Source organism: Paraglaciecola sp. T6c (genome assembly GCF_000014225.1).
Lineage (GTDB): Bacteria > Pseudomonadota > Gammaproteobacteria > Enterobacterales > Alteromonadaceae > Paraglaciecola > Paraglaciecola atlantica_A.
Genome location: NC_008228.1, coordinates 4,187,013 through 4,203,794 on the forward strand (window position 1 = coordinate 4,187,013; position 16,782 = coordinate 4,203,794).

12 protein-coding genes are annotated in these 16,782 nt (G+C 46.3%); 10 read left to right on the forward strand and 2 right to left on the reverse strand.

All coding sequences use genetic code 11. The features are described 5' to 3' along the window. Positions 1-58 precede the first annotated feature (58 nt). From PATL_RS17885 to PATL_RS17930, 10 genes are all read left to right on the forward strand, one after another. Complete coding sequence (locus PATL_RS17885; protein ID WP_041714043.1) at positions 59-1,411, forward strand: M24 family metallopeptidase; 1,353 nt, start codon at positions 59-61, stop codon at positions 1,409-1,411. 15 nt (positions 1,412-1,426) lie between these two features. Next, positions 1,427-3,187, forward strand: coding sequence for a DUF885 domain-containing protein (locus PATL_RS17890; RefSeq protein WP_011576219.1), 1,761 nt, complete (start codon positions 1,427-1,429; stop codon positions 3,185-3,187). Between the two features lie 217 nt (positions 3,188-3,404). Further along, the gene (locus tag PATL_RS17895) at positions 3,405-5,033 is read left to right on the forward strand and encodes a TldD/PmbA family protein (RefSeq protein ID WP_011576220.1); all 1,629 of its coding nucleotides are present in this window, start codon (positions 3,405-3,407) and stop codon (positions 5,031-5,033) included. Positions 5,034-5,059: 26 nt separating this feature from the next. Further along, the gene (locus tag PATL_RS17900) at positions 5,060-6,394 is read left to right on the forward strand and encodes a TldD/PmbA family protein (protein ID WP_011576221.1); all 1,335 of its coding nucleotides are present in this window, start codon (positions 5,060-5,062) and stop codon (positions 6,392-6,394) included. Positions 6,395-6,484: 90 nt separating this feature from the next. Continuing rightward, on the forward strand, positions 6,485-7,195 hold the full coding sequence (locus PATL_RS17905) for a DUF4159 domain-containing protein (RefSeq protein WP_011576222.1): 711 nt from the start codon (positions 6,485-6,487) through the stop codon (positions 7,193-7,195). A gap of 55 nt (positions 7,196-7,250) precedes the next feature. After that, the gene (locus tag PATL_RS17910) at positions 7,251-8,315 is read left to right on the forward strand and encodes an AAA family ATPase (RefSeq protein ID WP_041714583.1); all 1,065 of its coding nucleotides are present in this window, start codon (positions 7,251-7,253) and stop codon (positions 8,313-8,315) included. A 2-nt stretch (positions 8,316-8,317) separates the two neighbouring features. Then, complete coding sequence (locus PATL_RS17915; RefSeq protein WP_011576224.1) at positions 8,318-9,220, forward strand: DUF58 domain-containing protein; 903 nt, start codon at positions 8,318-8,320, stop codon at positions 9,218-9,220. 2 nt (positions 9,221-9,222) lie between these two features. Next, positions 9,223-10,728 (forward strand): BatA domain-containing protein, encoded by a 1,506-nt coding sequence (locus tag PATL_RS17920; protein ID WP_011576225.1) that lies wholly within the window; start codon positions 9,223-9,225, stop codon positions 10,726-10,728. Beyond that, positions 10,728-13,130, forward strand: coding sequence for a hypothetical protein (locus tag PATL_RS17925; protein WP_011576226.1), 2,403 nt, complete (start codon positions 10,728-10,730; stop codon positions 13,128-13,130). The genes PATL_RS17920 and PATL_RS17925 overlap by 1 nt, the downstream gene beginning before the upstream one ends. Continuing rightward, on the forward strand, positions 13,127-15,280 hold the full coding sequence (locus PATL_RS17930) for a hypothetical protein (protein WP_011576227.1): 2,154 nt from the start codon (positions 13,127-13,129) through the stop codon (positions 15,278-15,280). The genes PATL_RS17925 and PATL_RS17930 overlap by 4 nt, the downstream gene beginning before the upstream one ends. A gap of 68 nt (positions 15,281-15,348) precedes the next feature. On the opposite strand, the gene PATL_RS17935 is transcribed toward PATL_RS17930, so the two are convergent. Continuing rightward, a complete protein-coding gene (locus PATL_RS17935; protein ID WP_011576228.1) occupies positions 15,349-15,957 on the reverse strand; it encodes a MarC family protein in 609 nt (202 codons plus the stop codon). A gap of 299 nt (positions 15,958-16,256) precedes the next feature. After that, positions 16,257-16,715: a GNAT family N-acetyltransferase gene (locus PATL_RS17940; RefSeq protein ID WP_011576229.1), complete on the reverse strand. Its 459-nt coding sequence runs from the start codon at positions 16,713-16,715 to the stop codon at positions 16,257-16,259. Positions 16,716-16,782 lie beyond the last annotated feature (67 nt).

Genomic DNA, 16,782 nt, shown 5'->3' on the forward strand with positions numbered 1-16,782 from the left:
ATAACTCTTTTGCTTTTTGTAATAATGTTGTGGCCAAGTGTCATATGGAATGAACCTGATGAAAATAACCAAAAGAGCTTTTATCAAAGCCAGCGCAGCAGCCGTTGCCTCCCTTCCCCTTTCCCAATCGGTATTTGCAGCAAATAAGCCAGTCGCCTCAGTAGAAGATAATGTAGCAACGTTATCCGATATAACAGCCTCCAGTCAGCCTATTAGCCTAAGTGAACGCAAAACCCGCATACAAAAAGCGCAATCACTGATGGCAAAAGCAAACATAGCCGCCATGATTCTAGAGCCCGGTGCAGCGATGGATTATTTTACCGGCATTCAGTGGTGGCGAAGCGAGCGCTTAACCGCTGTGGTGATTCCTCGTGAAGGTGACATTGCTGTTTTATGCCCTTTTTTTGAAGAGCCGAGTATCCGTGAATCCCTTAAAGTGGGTGACGATGTGCGCGTCTGGCAAGAGCATGAGAGCCCATTCGCGTTAGTTAAACAGATTTTGACCGATCGCGGCGTGGATAAAGGCCAATTAGCCTTTGAACACTCAGTGCGTTACTTCGTGCTCGATGGGGTAATGAGCCTAATGGGTAATATGCGCCATACCTCTGCCGACCCTATTACTCAGGGCTGCCGCATGTTTAAGAGCGCCCACGAAATTGCACTTATGCACAAGGCCAATGAAATTACCCTTAGGGCGTATCAACATGTATACGCCAACCTAGCCTTGGGCATGAGCCAACAAGATGTGAATCAACTCATGAGCCGTGCTCAGGCACAGCTCGGTGGCAGCGGGATTTGGACCATGGCATTGTTTAATGAAGCCAGCGCGTACCCTCATGGTAGCAAACAAGCGCAAACCATTAAGAATGGCTCAATCGTGTTAATGGACTGTGGCTGTGCGGTGCACGGTTACCAGTCAGACATTAGCCGCACGTTTGTGTTTGGTGAGCCGAATAAAAAGCAGCAACAAATTTGGCAAACCGTGCGTAAAGGCCAACAAGTTGCATTTGAAAAGGCACAAATCGGTTCACCAGCAGGTGCGGTAGATGATGCTGTTCGTGCTTATTACCAATCCCAAGGGTTAGGTCCTGAATATCAATTACCTGGGCTTTCCCACCGTACCGGTCACGGCATAGGCATGGAAGGTCACGAACCGCTTAATTTTGTGCATCAAGAGCAAACACCACTGCAAACTGGCATGTGCTTTTCAGATGAGCCGGGCATCTACCTACCCGGTGAATTTGGCGTACGCCTTGAGGACTGTATTTACATGACTGACAAAGGGCCGCGCTGGTTCACTACCCCGCCTGATAGCCTTGAGTCACCCCTCGGTACTCTTGCTGCGTTATCTCCCTTAGACTCGTTATCCCACTTAGAATCTGTATCCCCCACAGAATCATTATCCCAATAAAATAAGAGCTCATTCATGAACCAAACCACAATAAAAACCTCACGCAGACTGCGCACTACCCTTGGCACGCTAAGCCTTTTAGCGATTTCAGCAAGCGCTTGGGCCGATGCTACTCAAGACTTTAAGCATTTACTGCAAACCCACTGGCAAGAAGCACAAAAAGAGAAAATATTCTTTCGCACTGACCCAGATGCATGGAAGCCCCAAGGAAAATTAGCAGATTTTAGCCCACAAGGGTTTGAGCGCCGAGAAGACTTCAATCAGAAAATGCTTGAACAGTTGGCTAAAATTGATGTGGCGCAGCTCAGCCCGGGCGAGCAAGTTAGCTACCGCTTATTCCAGTACGAGCGTGAAACCGAAGCCAAAAGCTATCAATTTCAAGATCGCTATTTCCCCATTAACTTTTTAAGTGGCTGGCACACCTATTTTGCCCAGGCCCCTGCCAATATGGCATTTTTAACGGCACAAGATTACGACCAATACTTAGTTAGCCTTGAAGATTATCCACGCTTTAACCAAGAAAATATCGATTTGCTTGCACAAGGCGTTGAAAAGGGCTTTGTACAACACTGTGAAACCTTCAAAAATTACCAGCAGTCTATTACTGATCATATTGTTGAAAATCCACAAGACAGCGCACTGTACGACCCGTTCACGCGTTTCCCTAGTCAGTTTAGCGAAAAGCAAAAAACACAATATGCCGCCAAAGGTGCCGCTCTTATCAAAGATTCAGTTGTACCTGCCTATGCGCATTTCAACGATTACTTTGTGAATCACTACATGACTCACTGTCGCCAAGAGCCGGGTATTTCTAGTGTCAAAGGAGGGGCTGAATACTATGCTTATACTGCGAATTATTACACCACCACAGACTTAACGCCCAAGCAAATCCACCAGCTCGGTTTGGACGAAGTTGCTCGCATCAGTAAGGAAATGGAAGCTATTATTCAACAAGTGGGCTTTGAAGGAAGTTACGCGGAGTTTCTCCAGTTTTTAGCTACCGATCCGCAATTTTATGCTCAAGACCGTCAAGACGTGATGGAAAAAACCGCTTTTATCACGCAAAAAATGTACGGCAAATTACCCAGTTTTTTCGCTACCTTGCCACGTAACACCTTCACCATTAAAGGCTCAGCGACACGCGGCGCGTTTTACATGCCACCGCCAGATAATCGCACACCCGGAACTTACTTTTTAACGTCTGATCCCGCCCAGCAACCACTGTACAACTTAGAAGCACTGAGCTTACATGAAGCAGTACCTGGTCATCATTTGCAAAATGCGATTGCTATGGAATTAGAGGTGCCTGAGTTTCGCCGCACACTTAATCATTCGGCTTTCTCTGAAGGTTGGGGCTTGTACTCTGAGCGTTTAGGCAAAGAAGCTGGTTTTTACCAAGACCCTTATTCAGATTTTGGCCGCTTAGGCTACGAAATGTGGCGCGCAGTGCGACTCGTGGTGGATACAGGCATTCACGCCTTTGGCTGGAGCCGCCAGCAAGCCATTGATTATTTGGGCTCGCGCACAGCTTTGACCGAAAAAGCCACTGCGGATCAAATCGATCGTTATATCTCTTGGCCTGGTCAAGCGCTGTCTTACAAAATTGGCGAGCTTAAAATCCGCGAATTACGCAGCAAAGCAGAGGCCAGCTTGAAAGAAAAATTCGACATCCGCCAATTCCATGACGTGATTATCGGCCAAGGCTCGTTGCCCATGGCCGTACTTGAAGATAGCGTGAACCAATGGATTGAAACGCAGCTAAAACGCGATGAGTAACTGCTCGTCACGATTTGTTACGCTTTAATGGCTTTGAGCTTACAAATAAGCAACGAATACGTAACCCCCTCTATTGAGAGGTTTACGTATTCCCCTAAACTAAGCCCTCACGTTAACGCTGAGCCTAATCGGTACATAAACACCTAAATACAAAAAGACTTCTTAGAAAGTTTAAAAAACATAATCAATACAACACCTAACCCAGGGGACAGAGCAAATGGAAAGACGCGACTTTATTAAACTAGGCAGTGCCGGTATGGGCACCCTAATACTACCTATATCGGGGGCGGCGATTTCAGCCGATCAACTTCTCGATAAACCGATGGACGTAGCCTATAAAAAGAAGCTTGCCGATATCGCTTTAAATGCTGCCAAAGCAAAAGGCGCCACATACGCCGATGCCCGCATTGGCCGCTATTTAAATCAATTTGTGACTACCCGCGAAACCCGTGTCGATAATATCGTTAACACAGAATCAGCTGGTATAGGTGTGCGTGTTATTGCGAACGGCACATGGGGCTTTGCGTCTACGTCAAACATGACACCAGATAGCGTCGCTAAAACCGCTGAACAAGCGGTTGCCGTTGCCATGGCTAACTCTAAATTTCAAACTACGCCGGTACAACTTGCCCCTGTAAAAGGTGTGGGTGACGTCAGTTGGCAAACCCCCATCGTTAAAAATGCCATGGAAGTGCCCATTCAAGACAAAGTGGATTTACTGTTGTCAGTGAACGATGCGGCGATGAAAAATGGCGCAAGCTTTATTAGCTCACGTTTATTCTTAGTCAACGAACAAAAATATTTTGCCTCCACTGATGGCTCATATATCGACCAAGACATTCATCGCTTATGGGCACCTTTTACTGCCACAGCGGTAGGTAAAGATGGTTTCAAACAACGCTCAGCATTAGGTAATCCTGTCGGTATGGGGTATGAATACCTAGACGGTTTAGAAAAAGACAAAGTGCGCATTCAAGGCGCAAATGTTGGCTACCATAATTCCTACGATATGGTTGAAGATGCCGCAGCCGCTGGTAAACAGCTGCAAGCCAAACTAAAAGCAAAATCCGTAGAGCCAGGTAAGTACGACCTGGTGCTAGACCCTGCGCATTTAATGCTAACCATTCATGAATCGGTTGGTCACCCGTTAGAACTTGACCGCGTGCTGGGCTATGAAGCGAACTACGCAGGCACTAGTTTCGCGACATTGGATAAATGGAAAAGCGGCAACTTCCAGTACGGCTCAGACATCGTTAATTTGTATGCTGATAAAAATCAGCCGCACACCCTAGGTAATGTGGCGTTTGATGATGAAGGCGTTAAAACCAAAGAATGGGATTTGATCAAAGATGGTGTCTTAGTGAACTATCAAGCCACACGCGACCAAGTACATATGCTCGGGCAAAAAGAGTCCCACGGTTGCAGTTATTCACAAAGCTGGCGCGATGTGCAGTTCCAACGTATGTCGAATGTATCGCTACGTCCAAATGAGAAAGACTTATCAGCTGACGACGTAATTAAAGACGTTGAAAAAGGCATTTATATTGCTGGGCGCGGCTCTTACTCTATCGACCAGCAACGTTATAACTTCCAGTTTGGCGGGCAATTATTTTACGAAATTAAAGACGGCAAGATTGTCGATCAAATTGAAGATGTGGCTTATCAATCTAACACCCAAGAATTTTGGAATAGCTGCAGTCAGTTAGCTGGCAAATCAGATTACAGAGTGGGCGGTTCGTTCTTTGATGGCAAAGGCCAGCCTTCACAAGTGAGCGCAGTTTCTCATGGTTGCCCTACCACGAGGTTCGACAACATTAACGTGATTAACACAGCGCGCAACGTTTAAGCAGCTCACTTAGAAGGAATACAACCATGACAATTATTACCCAACAACACGCAAAAGAGCTGCTGAGCAAGGTCCTTAAATTCTCAAAAGCCGATGAATGCGAATGCAATTTAGAAAGCAAAGTGGGCGGCAATATTCGTTACGCACGCAATACCGTTTCCACCTCAGGTGAAGAAAGTGATCTGATCCTTATCGTACAATCTACCTTTGGTAAACGTACAGGCACAGCCACCATCAATGAGTTTGACAACGCTTCACTTGAAAAGGTCGTTCGACGCTCAGAAGAGCTGGCCAAACTGGCACCTGAAAACGAAGAGTTCATGCCGATATTTGGTAAAAAAACATACGCCAAAGCGAATACCTATTTTGACTCCACCGCCAACGTTACCCCTGAGGATCGCGCTCAAGCCGCTTTTGACAGCATTGAGCCATCTAAAAAGAACAAGCTTATTGCCGCAGGCTTTTTAGAAGATGCAGTGGAGATGAGCGCCATTATGAACAGCAAAGGCTTATTCGCCTACAACACCTCTACCAACGTCGATTTCTCGGTGACTATTCGTACCGAAGATGGCAAGGGTTCAGGCTGGGCATCAGGCAATTACAGCGACGTAAAACTGCTAGATACGGCTAAATTGTCCTCTATTGCTATTCAAAAATCGAAAGGCTCTGCTGATGCTAAGGAAATGGAACCAGGAAAATACACGGTAATTCTTGAGCCCGCGGCGAGTATTGGCCTTATTCAAAATATGATGCGTGCGTTTGATCAACGCTCTGCAGATGAAGGTCGCAGCTTTTTGAGTAATAAGTCTGCAACAGGTGAAGATGCCCCGAAAAATAAACTGGGCCAAAAGATGTTCGACGAGCGCGTGCATATTTATTCTGATCCTCAACATGCTATTGCTCCTAGTGCACCTTTTGCTGGAAATGGTTATCCATTGAATAAAATCGATTGGATAAAAGACGGTACGATTAAAAATATGCCTAATTCCCCCTACTGGGCGAAACACACCAAAAGCGAATACATACCGAGTAATCGCAACATTTTGATGAGTGGTGGCGATCAATCATTAGAGGACATGATCAAAAATACTCGCCGCGGTGTGCTTGTTACCCGCCTGTGGTATATACGGGGCCTCGACCCACAAACCTTGTTGTACACTGGTTTAACGCGTGATGGCACGTTTTACATTGAAAACGGCAAGATCAAATATCCGATCAAGAACTTCCGTTTCAATGAAAGCCCGATCATTATGCTCAACAACATAGAAGCATTAGGTAAACCACAGCGAATTGAAGGTAGCATGATACCGCCCATGAAAATTCGCGACTTCACCTTCAGCAGTTTGTCTGACGCTGTATAAGTCGTTGATTTTTGGTTTTAGACTCAGGCTCTTATGAGCCTGAGTTCTTCATTTCCGACCTCTATTGTTTAGTAAGTTGCGTGGTAAGTCATGAAATTGCATCGTCGAAAATTTATTAAAAACGTGTGTGTGGCGTTTGCTGCACAGGCGTTATTTCGTGGTACGTATTCATGGGCCCAAAGCAGCGACTACGATTTCTATTTCACCCGCTTAAGTTACGAATCTGGTGATTGGGAAGTAGACGAGCGTATGCCCGCCAACGTGCTCAACTCATTGATTGAATACACCAGCCTGCGGGTAGACATTAAAGAACGCATTGTGCCTTTATCAGACCCTGCCATGCTAAACGCGCCTTTTTGCTATATGGCGGGCCACAGATTAGTGCAATTTAGTGACGCTGAAGCACAAAACTTTAAGCGTTACGTGGAAAATGGCGGCTTCGTTTTTGTAGATGATTGCAACCACGATATAGACGGCATGTTCGCTAAAACCTTTGAAGCACAAATGGGCAGTCTGTTTGGGGAAGAAGCGCTACAAAAAATACCTAACGATCACCCAATTTACAGCGCCTTTTTTGCTTTTGATGGCCCGCCGCGCACCTCTATCGAGCTCAACGGCTGGGGTGATGATCTGGTTCACAACTACCTTAAAGCCATTATCGTTAACGGAAAAATAGCGGTGCTATACAGCAACAAAGACTTAGGCTGCGAGTGGGATTACGATTTTCGCAACAAGCGATGGCTTAAAGAGGACAACACAAAATTTGCGGTGAATATCGTGTTGTACGCTATGACAGCGTAAACCATCAAGACAATAGAGCGCCCAAACTATCCATAAGAATAAAGGCAATATGACCATGAGCACCACAAACAGTTTCCCTTATCAGCAGGACCACGGACCATCTGAGCAAGAGGTTTTACAGTTACTGAGCAAGCTTGCTGATGTCAGCGATGAACTCGCCCGGGTGATTGTCGGGCAGCGAGAGGTCGTGCAGCAATTGCTGGTTGCCATGTTAGCCGGAGGTCATTGCTTGCTCGAAGGCGCGCCTGGTTTAGCCAAAACGCTGATGGTCAGTTCATTAGCGAAAACCTTAGAGCTAGATTACAAGCGTATTCAATTCACGCCTGATTTAATGCCCAGCGACATCATAGGCACAGAAATATTGGAGACCGACCACGACAGCGGCGAGCGTTTTTTTAAGTTTAAGCAAGGTCCTGTATTTACCAATATTTTATTGGCAGATGAAATTAACCGTACACCGCCAAAAACTCAGGCTGCATTGCTTGAAGCCATGCAAGAACGCACCATCAGCTACGCGGGGAGTATTTACCCGCTGCCGAAGCCCTTTTTTGTATTGGCCACGCAAAATCCAGTAGAACAGTCTGGCACGTATGCTTTGCCGGAAGCTCAGCTTGATCGTTTCTTAATGTTTGTGCGCGTCGGTTACCCCAGCGCTGAAGAAGAAGTCGAAATTTTAGCGCGCACCACTGGCACTCAACAGGTCACGTTAAATGAGGTACTGCATACCCAAGATATTCTGACCTTACAGGGCTTAGTGCGCCAAGTGGATATCTCTGGCGAATTATTAACATACATCAGTGAGCTTACGCGCAACACCCGCCCAGACAGCACGAGCAACCAAAGTGTTAAAGACTTTGTGCGCTGGGGTGCTGGCCCCCGCGCGGGTCAAGCTTTGGTGTTGTGCGCCAAAGCGAATGCTTTGCTCAATGAGCGATTTGCCGTGACCTTAGACGATATTCACAAGGTGGCCCACGGTGTGCTGCGTCATCGCATACTGCTTAACTTTCAGGCTCAGGCGCAAAATATGGACACTGACGGGGTCATAGACAATTTGCTCAAGAATACCCCGCGCCCTAAAAGCCCGTTAACATCGAACGCTTCATCAAGTCGCGTGGGTTAAACATGCAACAATGGATTGACCCGCTTACGCTTTCTCGCGTGAAAGATATGCCCTTAGTCGCAAAAACCGTGGCCGATGGCGTATTGCATGGCCAGCACACCAGTGTACAAAAGGGATCGGGCATCGAATTCAGTCAATATCGCAGCTATGAGCCCGGGGATGAACTGGGCAAAGTGGATTGGAAACTATTCGCACGCTCAGACAAATATTTTGTTCGTGAAGCTGAACGTGAAAGTGATACCCAGATTTGGTTAGTACTGGATGCCAGCCTGTCTATGCTGCAACAATCTGCCGCCAGCAAAACGAAAAATGGCTGGCACAAGCTAGATTACGCCCGCTACTTTCTGGCCACCATTGCTTATATTGCACAGCAGCAAGGTGACTCCGTGGGGCTCATCGGGTTATCAGATCAACACATCGACTTTTTGCCCTGTGGTACAGGCCAGCAACATTGGCACAAATTAATGCTAACCCTAAGCCAATTAACGGTTGGTAAGCAATTTCCCAGCGGAGCGAGTCTTGAGCGCCAGCTAGGCAAGGTGCACCCTCAGGGTTTGATCTTTGTGCTCAGTGATTTTATACAACACAACCAAGAAATTTTAGAGTTCATTCAACCATTGAATTACGGCCACAATGAAGTGGTAGCTATGCAACTCGTCTGCGATGATGAGCTTATCTTCCCTTATAAAGGGCCTATAAGAGTCGAAAACCCAGAAACGCAGGAACAGCGTCTGGTATCGAGCTCAGAAGTAAAGACGCAATATTTAGCAGCGTTCAAGCAATATCAATCTGACTTAAAAGAGCGACTGACGCAGCAAAACATCGCGCTTTTTAGGGCTAATATCGACGAGCCATTAGACAAAAGCGTGTACGCCTACCTAACGTCTCGTTCACGGGTTAAATGAGCATGGAGGGCATATTTAGCGCAGTGAGCAATACGCTGCTATTCCCTTTGTGGTTATTAGGCATGCTAACTGTGGCGATCCCTATCGGCATTCATTTTTTCAGCAAAAGCAAAGCGCCGCTCATCTCTTTTGCCCAATACGCGCTTATTCCCGTCAGGCAAAGCATTGTGCCTAATGCCCTGCGCCTCAGCCAATGGTTATTGCTGTTGTTACGGATGGCCATTTTAGTGCTACTGAGTTTGTTGTTAGCTCAGTGCATCAAGCAAACAGAAGATGACAGTGAAACGCACTACTTTTTAGTCAGTCAGGATTGGCTGCAATCAGCTCAAGACAGTGATAAACAAACCTTGTTAAACGCCTTTAATCAAGCGCAGAGTAATACCTCCAGTCGACTAATCCTGTTGAGTCAAAGACAAAACGAGGCGTCAAACGACAAAGCCCTCTTAACAGCAGGTTTACTAGACAAACTCGTTTCAGCAAATGGCAGCGGCACAAAAAAAGACTCGGAAGCAAAAGCCCCTTTATCGATTTGGCAAAAAGTGGCTGACTTCATGTTTTTACATCCATCGATAACGCCAACTAACGTGCATGTATTTACCACTGACCGATTATCCCAATTTAATGGTGATAAACCTGCCATGTATGACTCAGTGGATTGGCACATAGTACAGATCAAAAACAGCGAAATAACGCCACTAAAATCCAGTGTCTTACTGCTATCTTCCGCAAAAAACCAAATACAAACACAATACCTAAGAGCGGCATTTGACGCCTTAAACACTGAAAAAAACCGTGAAATTGCAGTAGATACATCATTAACAACATCAACGATTAAAGCGGCTCAACTTAAACAGTACGCATGGATATTTTACCTAGGTGACACCGCCCCAAGCGCGAAATTAGCAAAGGCGATGGAGCAATATGTTCAAGAAGGCGGTCAGCTGTTTATAACCGCTACAAAGCAGATAGTAAGCAGGGGCCGTTATTTTTTACCTAACTCTGAAAGCCACAATGTGTTTATTAAAAAAGTAGGTCAGCCTGCATTTCTAGCCAGCAAAAGGAACAATGGTGAAATTAAAGTAGTATGGCAAACAGCTGATAAGCAGCCCCTCTTAAGCAGAGCCGAGCCACAGCAAAAAGACACCTTAAATAATGAGGATAAAGGCGGTCAAATTTTGACGTTTTATAGTCGATTTGAACCAAACTGGACGAATTGGGTAACGCAAGCGGACTTCCCCTACACCTTGGATAACGTGTTGAATCAGGCGCTTTATCAGCAACAATACATCACACAAGGGACAGTGGTTAAAGCTCAGATAGCCTCACAGGATGCGTCAAGCACGGCCAGTCAACACTTATCCGGTCAACAGTTAACTTCACCGCTAAACCCTCAACGAGACCAGCACATTTATTATTGGTTGCTGAGCTTATTTGTCTGCGCTTTTTGCCTTGAGCGCGTATTGAGCGAATACCGTGGGAAGTCGTTACCCATAGGTGCAACCAGCTGATGGCACAATCAACAGACGTATTCGACCAAGAAACACCAGCACAGGGAAAAAGCACGCTGCAAGCCCTTTTGAATAAAAGCAAAAGGCGCAAACTCGTTCAACATCTGTTGCAATGCTGCCCCCTTCTCATGTTGATAGCAGTGCTCCTAGCAGGTGTATTTTCCCAGCTATCTGCGATAGCCATTGTGATCATATTCATGGCGGTCAGTGTATGTGCGGTATTTGCTTTCTATCGCCCCTCATACCGCGCAATTACCCTGAGCAATTTAGCTAAGGATCTTAACCGCCGCTACCCTTCACTCGAGGAAAGCTGTGAGCTATTACTTGAAAGCAATCAGGAAACCCCGACAGTGCTGCGACGATTACAATATCTTCGTACAGCTCACGCACTGGTCCAATTGCATGAAAATACGCAGGTAGATCTGGTACCCCACTATCCTTTGAAACCCGCCTTGATGGCCAATGTGATCACAGCGCTGTTTTGCTTATCTATTTGGTACTTTCTGTGGGATGTTAAACAAATACAAGAGGCGCCAAACGCAAGCATCCCGAACATAACGGATAAAATCGATGAACATCGCCCGCCAGCTGTGGCTCAACTCATTGATGCAAACGTCACAGTAGACCCGCCCGCCTATGCAATTGGTCTTCATGGTTACCAAAGCAAACAATCTCAGCCCTTAGATGCGCAGATACTTGCAGGTAGCGAGGTGCGTTGGCAATTGACGTTTTCGTCTCAAAATCCCCCAGAAAGTCAGCACTATTCACTGCAATTGAACGACGAGGATTTACCTTTAACCCTTATGCCTGATGGCCGCTACACGCTTAGCAAAGTGATCCACCGCTCATCAATTTATCAAGTTTTGGATCACCAGCAACGTATTATTGCACTGCATAGCATTGAGGTGATTGCAGATACTCCCCCTGAAATCGTCTTTTTAACGCCTCAAGCAACCATTACTGAAATTCAAACAACAACCGAAAGCTTTGAACCGACGCTTCGCACCCAAGTTGAAATCAGTGATGATTTTGGGTTGAGTAAAGTGGAGATTTTAGCTTCGGTAGCGAAAGGCTCTGGGGAGGCCGTTAAATTTCGCGATAGCGTGTTTAGCTTCGATACGGTCAGCAGCGTGGATAACACTGATAACGTTGACGGTACGCAGCTGTATAGCAAAGAGTGGAATTTGTCTGCACTGGGCATGGAGTCAGGTGACGAACTGTATTTCAGCGTCAAAGCGTGGGATAACCGCGAAGGTCAGCCCCAACTCACACAGTCTTCGACAAAAATTATTCGCTGGTTAGATGAAGACGTAGCCACAGTGTTCAGTGAAGGCACTGTGATTAGTAACATGCCCGCTTATTTTAAAAGCCAGCGACAAATTATTATCGACACCAAAGCGCTTATTGCACAACAGTCTGAAGTAACCGAGCAACAGTTTAATCACACCTCACAAGCATTAGGAGTGGCACAGGCTGATTTGAAACACAAATACGGTCAGTTTGTTGGGGATGAAGTCAGTGGGATTACGCGCTCAATGGAAGATGGTGACAGCCAAAAACACGATGAAAAGCATGACGAGCACGCTTCAAGTGAAGAACATGAACACCTTGAACACCACGACGAGGACGATGAACACGCTGCTGAGGAGCATGCTGCACATCAACACGAAGGTGAGAATGACAGCACGGAAGATAAATCAGGCTATCAAGCGGCTATTGAGCAATTTGGCCATGCTCATGGTGAAACCGATGTCGCGATTTTCAAAACCCAAGGGGGAATTGAGCAAAACCCAAGAGTGATGATGAAGCGAGCTATCGGGCATATGTGGCAAGCAGAAAGTCAGTTACGCTTAAACCGCCCACAAGATGCGCTACCCTATGAAGAACAAGCTTTAATTTGGCTAAATCGGGCTAAAAAAGCCGAACGCATTTATGTCAAACGTCTTGGGTTTGAGCCGCCTCCAGTGACTGAAAAACGCCGCTACCAAGGTGAGCTAAAAGACATCGAAAACAACGTATTGCACACACCTATCATTGAAGATGAAACGGACGTGCTAATAATAAACAAGGCAATCTTGATGTTAAACGCCACATTAAAACCCAATATTGCATTCACCCCAGAGGAACAAGAAACACTGCACAAAGTCGATGCTCTGCTAAATACCCTGCTAGAGAGCAACCCAGAAGTGATTGAAGCGCTTGGCGCTTTGGCGCAAATTCAGCGCAGTAACCAAAGAGTGCCTCGTCAATGCCGCTCATGTGTAGATACCGTAATCGCACAGCTCTGGCGTTTGTTACCGCCAGCCCGTTATCAAGCCCAACCGCCAGCCAAGCCATACACAAACACACAACCTGCGATAAAGCAGTTCACCCAATTTAGATTGGAGCAGCAAACCCAATGAGCTGGACATTAGCCCAAGTAGGCACCTACACCCTTGCCACACCTCAGGGTATGCCCTTGCTTTTATGTGTTGTGCTCGGTGTCGTGTTAATCACGGCTTGGCTAACCAGTAGCGTTTTGATGCTCCGGGGCTCCCTAAGTTTTAATAGCCAAGCAGCGCGTGCCAGCGCACCTATGGCAATAGCTTTAGTTTGCATTAATACATTGGCGTTTGCGGCGTTGCTCGCCACTGTGCTCGATATTAAAAACAGTACCACGCACATTGAGCGCGCAGTTTTAGTGACAAAAGGCACTACCCCAGAGATGCTTGCAACGTTTGAAAACCACATTCAGCTGCATTCAAATGGAAAATATACCCAGCGCTGGTTTGATTTAAAAAGTGAGCTACAGCTTGATGATGCCCAGCACATACCTTCCCCTTCTTTATTGGCGCATGCCATTGGAGATATGACTGAACTAGTCGTACTCGGGGACGGGCTTAGCCCAGCTCAGTGGCAAACATTATTTTTAGCAACGGATAACTGGGGTACGCCTGAAAACAGCAAGGTGGGAGTCACGTTTATGCCAAGCGCTGAAACCCTAGGCATAGTGAATATATCTTGGCAGAAACAGCTACAAATTGGGCAGGCATTACACATTCGCGGTGCGCTATCTGGTGAAAGCGACAGCGAGGAAAATGAGGATGATGAAGCGCCAAGCGGCGTAAAATCCTATATTTTGCAATTAGTCAGTCCAAGCGGCGAAGTTGAACAAGAAATATCGTTAAGACGGGGCGAAGCGTTTAGCTTAGTGACTCACCCTAAAGCTGCTGGCCAATGGCGCTACCCTTTACGGCTGCGTGATAAAAGCAGCAATGCCTTGTTAGAAGAAAACGATATTGCTCTATCGGTTAGCCAGAATGACTCACTGAGCGCACCATTGAGCTCTGCACAAATCAACACTGCGCTGCGCACAGCGATTTGGCAATCAGCCCCCTCTTTTGAAACCAAACACTTAAAGGAATGGATTAGTGCGTCCGGTAACGCCGTTAATGTCACCACTCAAATAAGCCAAGACGCTTATCTACGCCAATATATTAACCAACCTACGCCAGACGCTAGCACAGTTACCCCAATTCAACAGGATGACCATTTTTACCCAGCAAAGACGTTAGCTGGCATTGACATTCTGTTTATGGATGGCCGAGGTTTGAACAACTTGTCAAAAGACCAAACGCTGCGTTTACAGCAAGCGGTAGAGGGCGGCCTAGGCCTCTTCCTGTTCGCAGATAGTAATTTGGTTTCAGAGGATACAAGAGACCTAACAAAGCGCTTGAATTTACCAGTATTGCGCGAAGATAAACAAGCTGCCGATGAGTTTACGATCGTCTACCCCAAGCAGTTTGTGCTTCGAGCAGCGCAAGCCCTGCCTGCACCGACTGATTTAACCTTACGTGTTGGGGCATTCAGATTTGATGATGAAGAAGCTGAAACATTACTGGTAGCGCCAAACGGGCGATCGCTAGTCAAACGTCATTCCCAGGGGTTGGGCCAAGTTGCTATTACCTTATTGCCCCGCACCTATGAGTGGAAGTTAAATCAAACAAACGGAGAATATGAGCGGCTGTGGCATTACCTCATAGAACACATTGCGCGCAATTCAAGCGCGAATTATTGGCTAAACGAGCCCACTTCAGGGCCGGTATTTGAGCGAAGCCACGGCGACGCGTGTTTGCGTATCGCGAGTAAGAACCACAATTTTGAAGTCTCAATGGATTACGTTCAAAGGCCAAGTAACGAGCTTGAGCAGCAACCTTTGATTTTAAACCAACGCCCTGAGCAACCTAACATCGCGTGCGCCCATTATTGGCCTGAATCGTCGGGTTGGCATCGTATATCGGCTTCAACACCACAGAATAGTCAGCCTAATAGCACCAAGATTACAAGAGGAGTAAGTAATGCTATTACCGCACAGCAATACCGATATGTGTATTCACTAGATTCATGGCTTGCAGCCCAGCAAGCAGCTAAGCACTGGGCGAGTCATGGGGTGGCAGACGCTCCGGCAAAAACAAATTTGCGCCCCCTGAACGTCACACTGAATAAAGGCGCACCGTTCGCTATGTTGGTTCTTCTGCTCAGTGCACTATGGCTAATACGCCGTTTACGTTAATCTAACCAGAAGTCATCTTAGTAAACGGCGGAACGCGTCATTTAGGTAAAATAAAGTGGGTGGCGCAACTACAAAGAGAAGTACGTATTAATTCCTTCTAAGATACTGGCCGTTGCTAGCGATGCCAAAATGAGTCCCATAACGCGGCTGACGATATTCGCGCCACCATTACCGATAACACGATGAATAGGCGCTGCTGCTATCAGTAAAATTAAGGTAATGACGAGCACGGTTAGCATCACCCCTGTGGTCGTTGCCTGCTCGGCCAAGGTGTATCGATCATTTTCAGTCAGCATTACCGCCGCTAACATAGCGCCTGGGCTGGCAATAGACGGCACCGCTAGGGGGAAAATAGCCGTTTCAGTCATCGACTTGGCCATGCGTAACTCGTTACTTGCTTTACCTTCGCCGAAAATCATCGTCAGTGCGAACAAGAACAATACAATCCCTCCCGCAATTTCAAATGCCGAGAGTGGGATCCCCATAGCAGATAAGATGTATTCACCTGCGACGATAAAAAAGAGCAATATCCCCGTCGCTGCAATGATTGCCTTAAAAGCAATATGGCGTTTGGCTTTGGCATCAAAACCTGTGGTGGTTGCAATAAAGACGGGAACACTACCAATGGGATCGATAACGGCAAAAAAGAAAATAAAAACTGGGATTAATTCGCTCATATGGCTCCTACAAAAGAAAAGTCATGGAGTTAGGGTTAAATATTAACCCAACGTGTTTGGAGGGTGTTACAAAAAGATCACACTATGAATATTTATCCTCTAAGAAAGAATACCATTAGCTAAGATTTCACCTGTTTAAGGTAGCATGCCACATGCCTAGCGCGCGAGTGAAAAAGTGTGAGGTAATGTATCTAGCTGTATTGAAGTATCGGCTATAAGCGATGAAAAGACGTGAACTTCGTATATGAGAGTATCCGATTATCTTCACTATCGATGATATCGAGCACAGCTCCTTCACCTCATAAATTACACAATATCTTGCGGAAGCAAATTTTACCCTCATCTACATCACCGCTTTTCTCATCACCGTTTTTTTCATAACCGACGATTTTGTATCCACTGCCGATAAGTAATTGCAGCATCGCGGGGTAACGATTCATGGATTTAACCTCAATATGTTCATAACCTGACTTGAGTGCCCAATCTTCTTGCTGCTGGCGTAATGAAGACGCAATACCCATTTTACGATAGGCGGGTACAACCGCCCCTAACCAGCTATAAAACCCCCTTGAAGATAATGCATAACCAAGTTTATAACCAACCGCACCACCATTTACTTTCGCCACTAATAGCAAATGCGCCCTATCATTCAGCCTTAGCTGTAATTTAGCCTGAGTGATATGCCTGTCAAACTCAGGGATTTGAGCATTCACCAGCAAAATGTCACTGAGGCTGCCTTCCTCGTATTCAATTTTCATATTCGCGCCTTGAGGACTTTTTACTGACAATGCCAGTTACTGACAGCGCAGCGCATTATTGACGCTG

Bases quoted from the DNA above. Each gene is read 5' to 3' on its own strand.
- PATL_RS17885 (WP_041714043.1), top strand. From the start codon at position 59: ATGAAAATAACCAAAAGAGCTTTTATCAAAGCCAGCGCAGCAGCCGTT.
- PATL_RS17890 (WP_011576219.1), top strand. From the start codon at position 1,427: ATGAACCAAACCACAATAAAAACCTCACGCAGACTGCGCACTACCCTT.
- PATL_RS17895 (WP_011576220.1), top strand. From the start codon at position 3,405: ATGGAAAGACGCGACTTTATTAAACTAGGCAGTGCCGGTATGGGCACC.
- PATL_RS17900 (WP_011576221.1), top strand. From the start codon at position 5,060: ATGACAATTATTACCCAACAACACGCAAAAGAGCTGCTGAGCAAGGTC.
- PATL_RS17905 (WP_011576222.1), top strand. From the start codon at position 6,485: ATGAAATTGCATCGTCGAAAATTTATTAAAAACGTGTGTGTGGCGTTT.
- PATL_RS17910 (WP_041714583.1), top strand. From the start codon at position 7,251: ATGAGCACCACAAACAGTTTCCCTTATCAGCAGGACCACGGACCATCT.
- PATL_RS17915 (WP_011576224.1), top strand. From the start codon at position 8,318: ATGCAACAATGGATTGACCCGCTTACGCTTTCTCGCGTGAAAGATATG.
- PATL_RS17920 (WP_011576225.1), top strand. From the start codon at position 9,223: ATGGAGGGCATATTTAGCGCAGTGAGCAATACGCTGCTATTCCCTTTG.
- PATL_RS17925 (WP_011576226.1), top strand. From the start codon at position 10,728: ATGGCACAATCAACAGACGTATTCGACCAAGAAACACCAGCACAGGGA.
- PATL_RS17930 (WP_011576227.1), top strand. From the start codon at position 13,127: ATGAGCTGGACATTAGCCCAAGTAGGCACCTACACCCTTGCCACACCT.
- PATL_RS17935 (WP_011576228.1), bottom strand. From the start codon at position 15,957: ATGAGCGAATTAATCCCAGTTTTTATTTTCTTTTTTGCCGTTATCGAT.
- PATL_RS17940 (WP_011576229.1), bottom strand. From the start codon at position 16,715: ATGAAAATTGAATACGAGGAAGGCAGCCTCAGTGACATTTTGCTGGTG.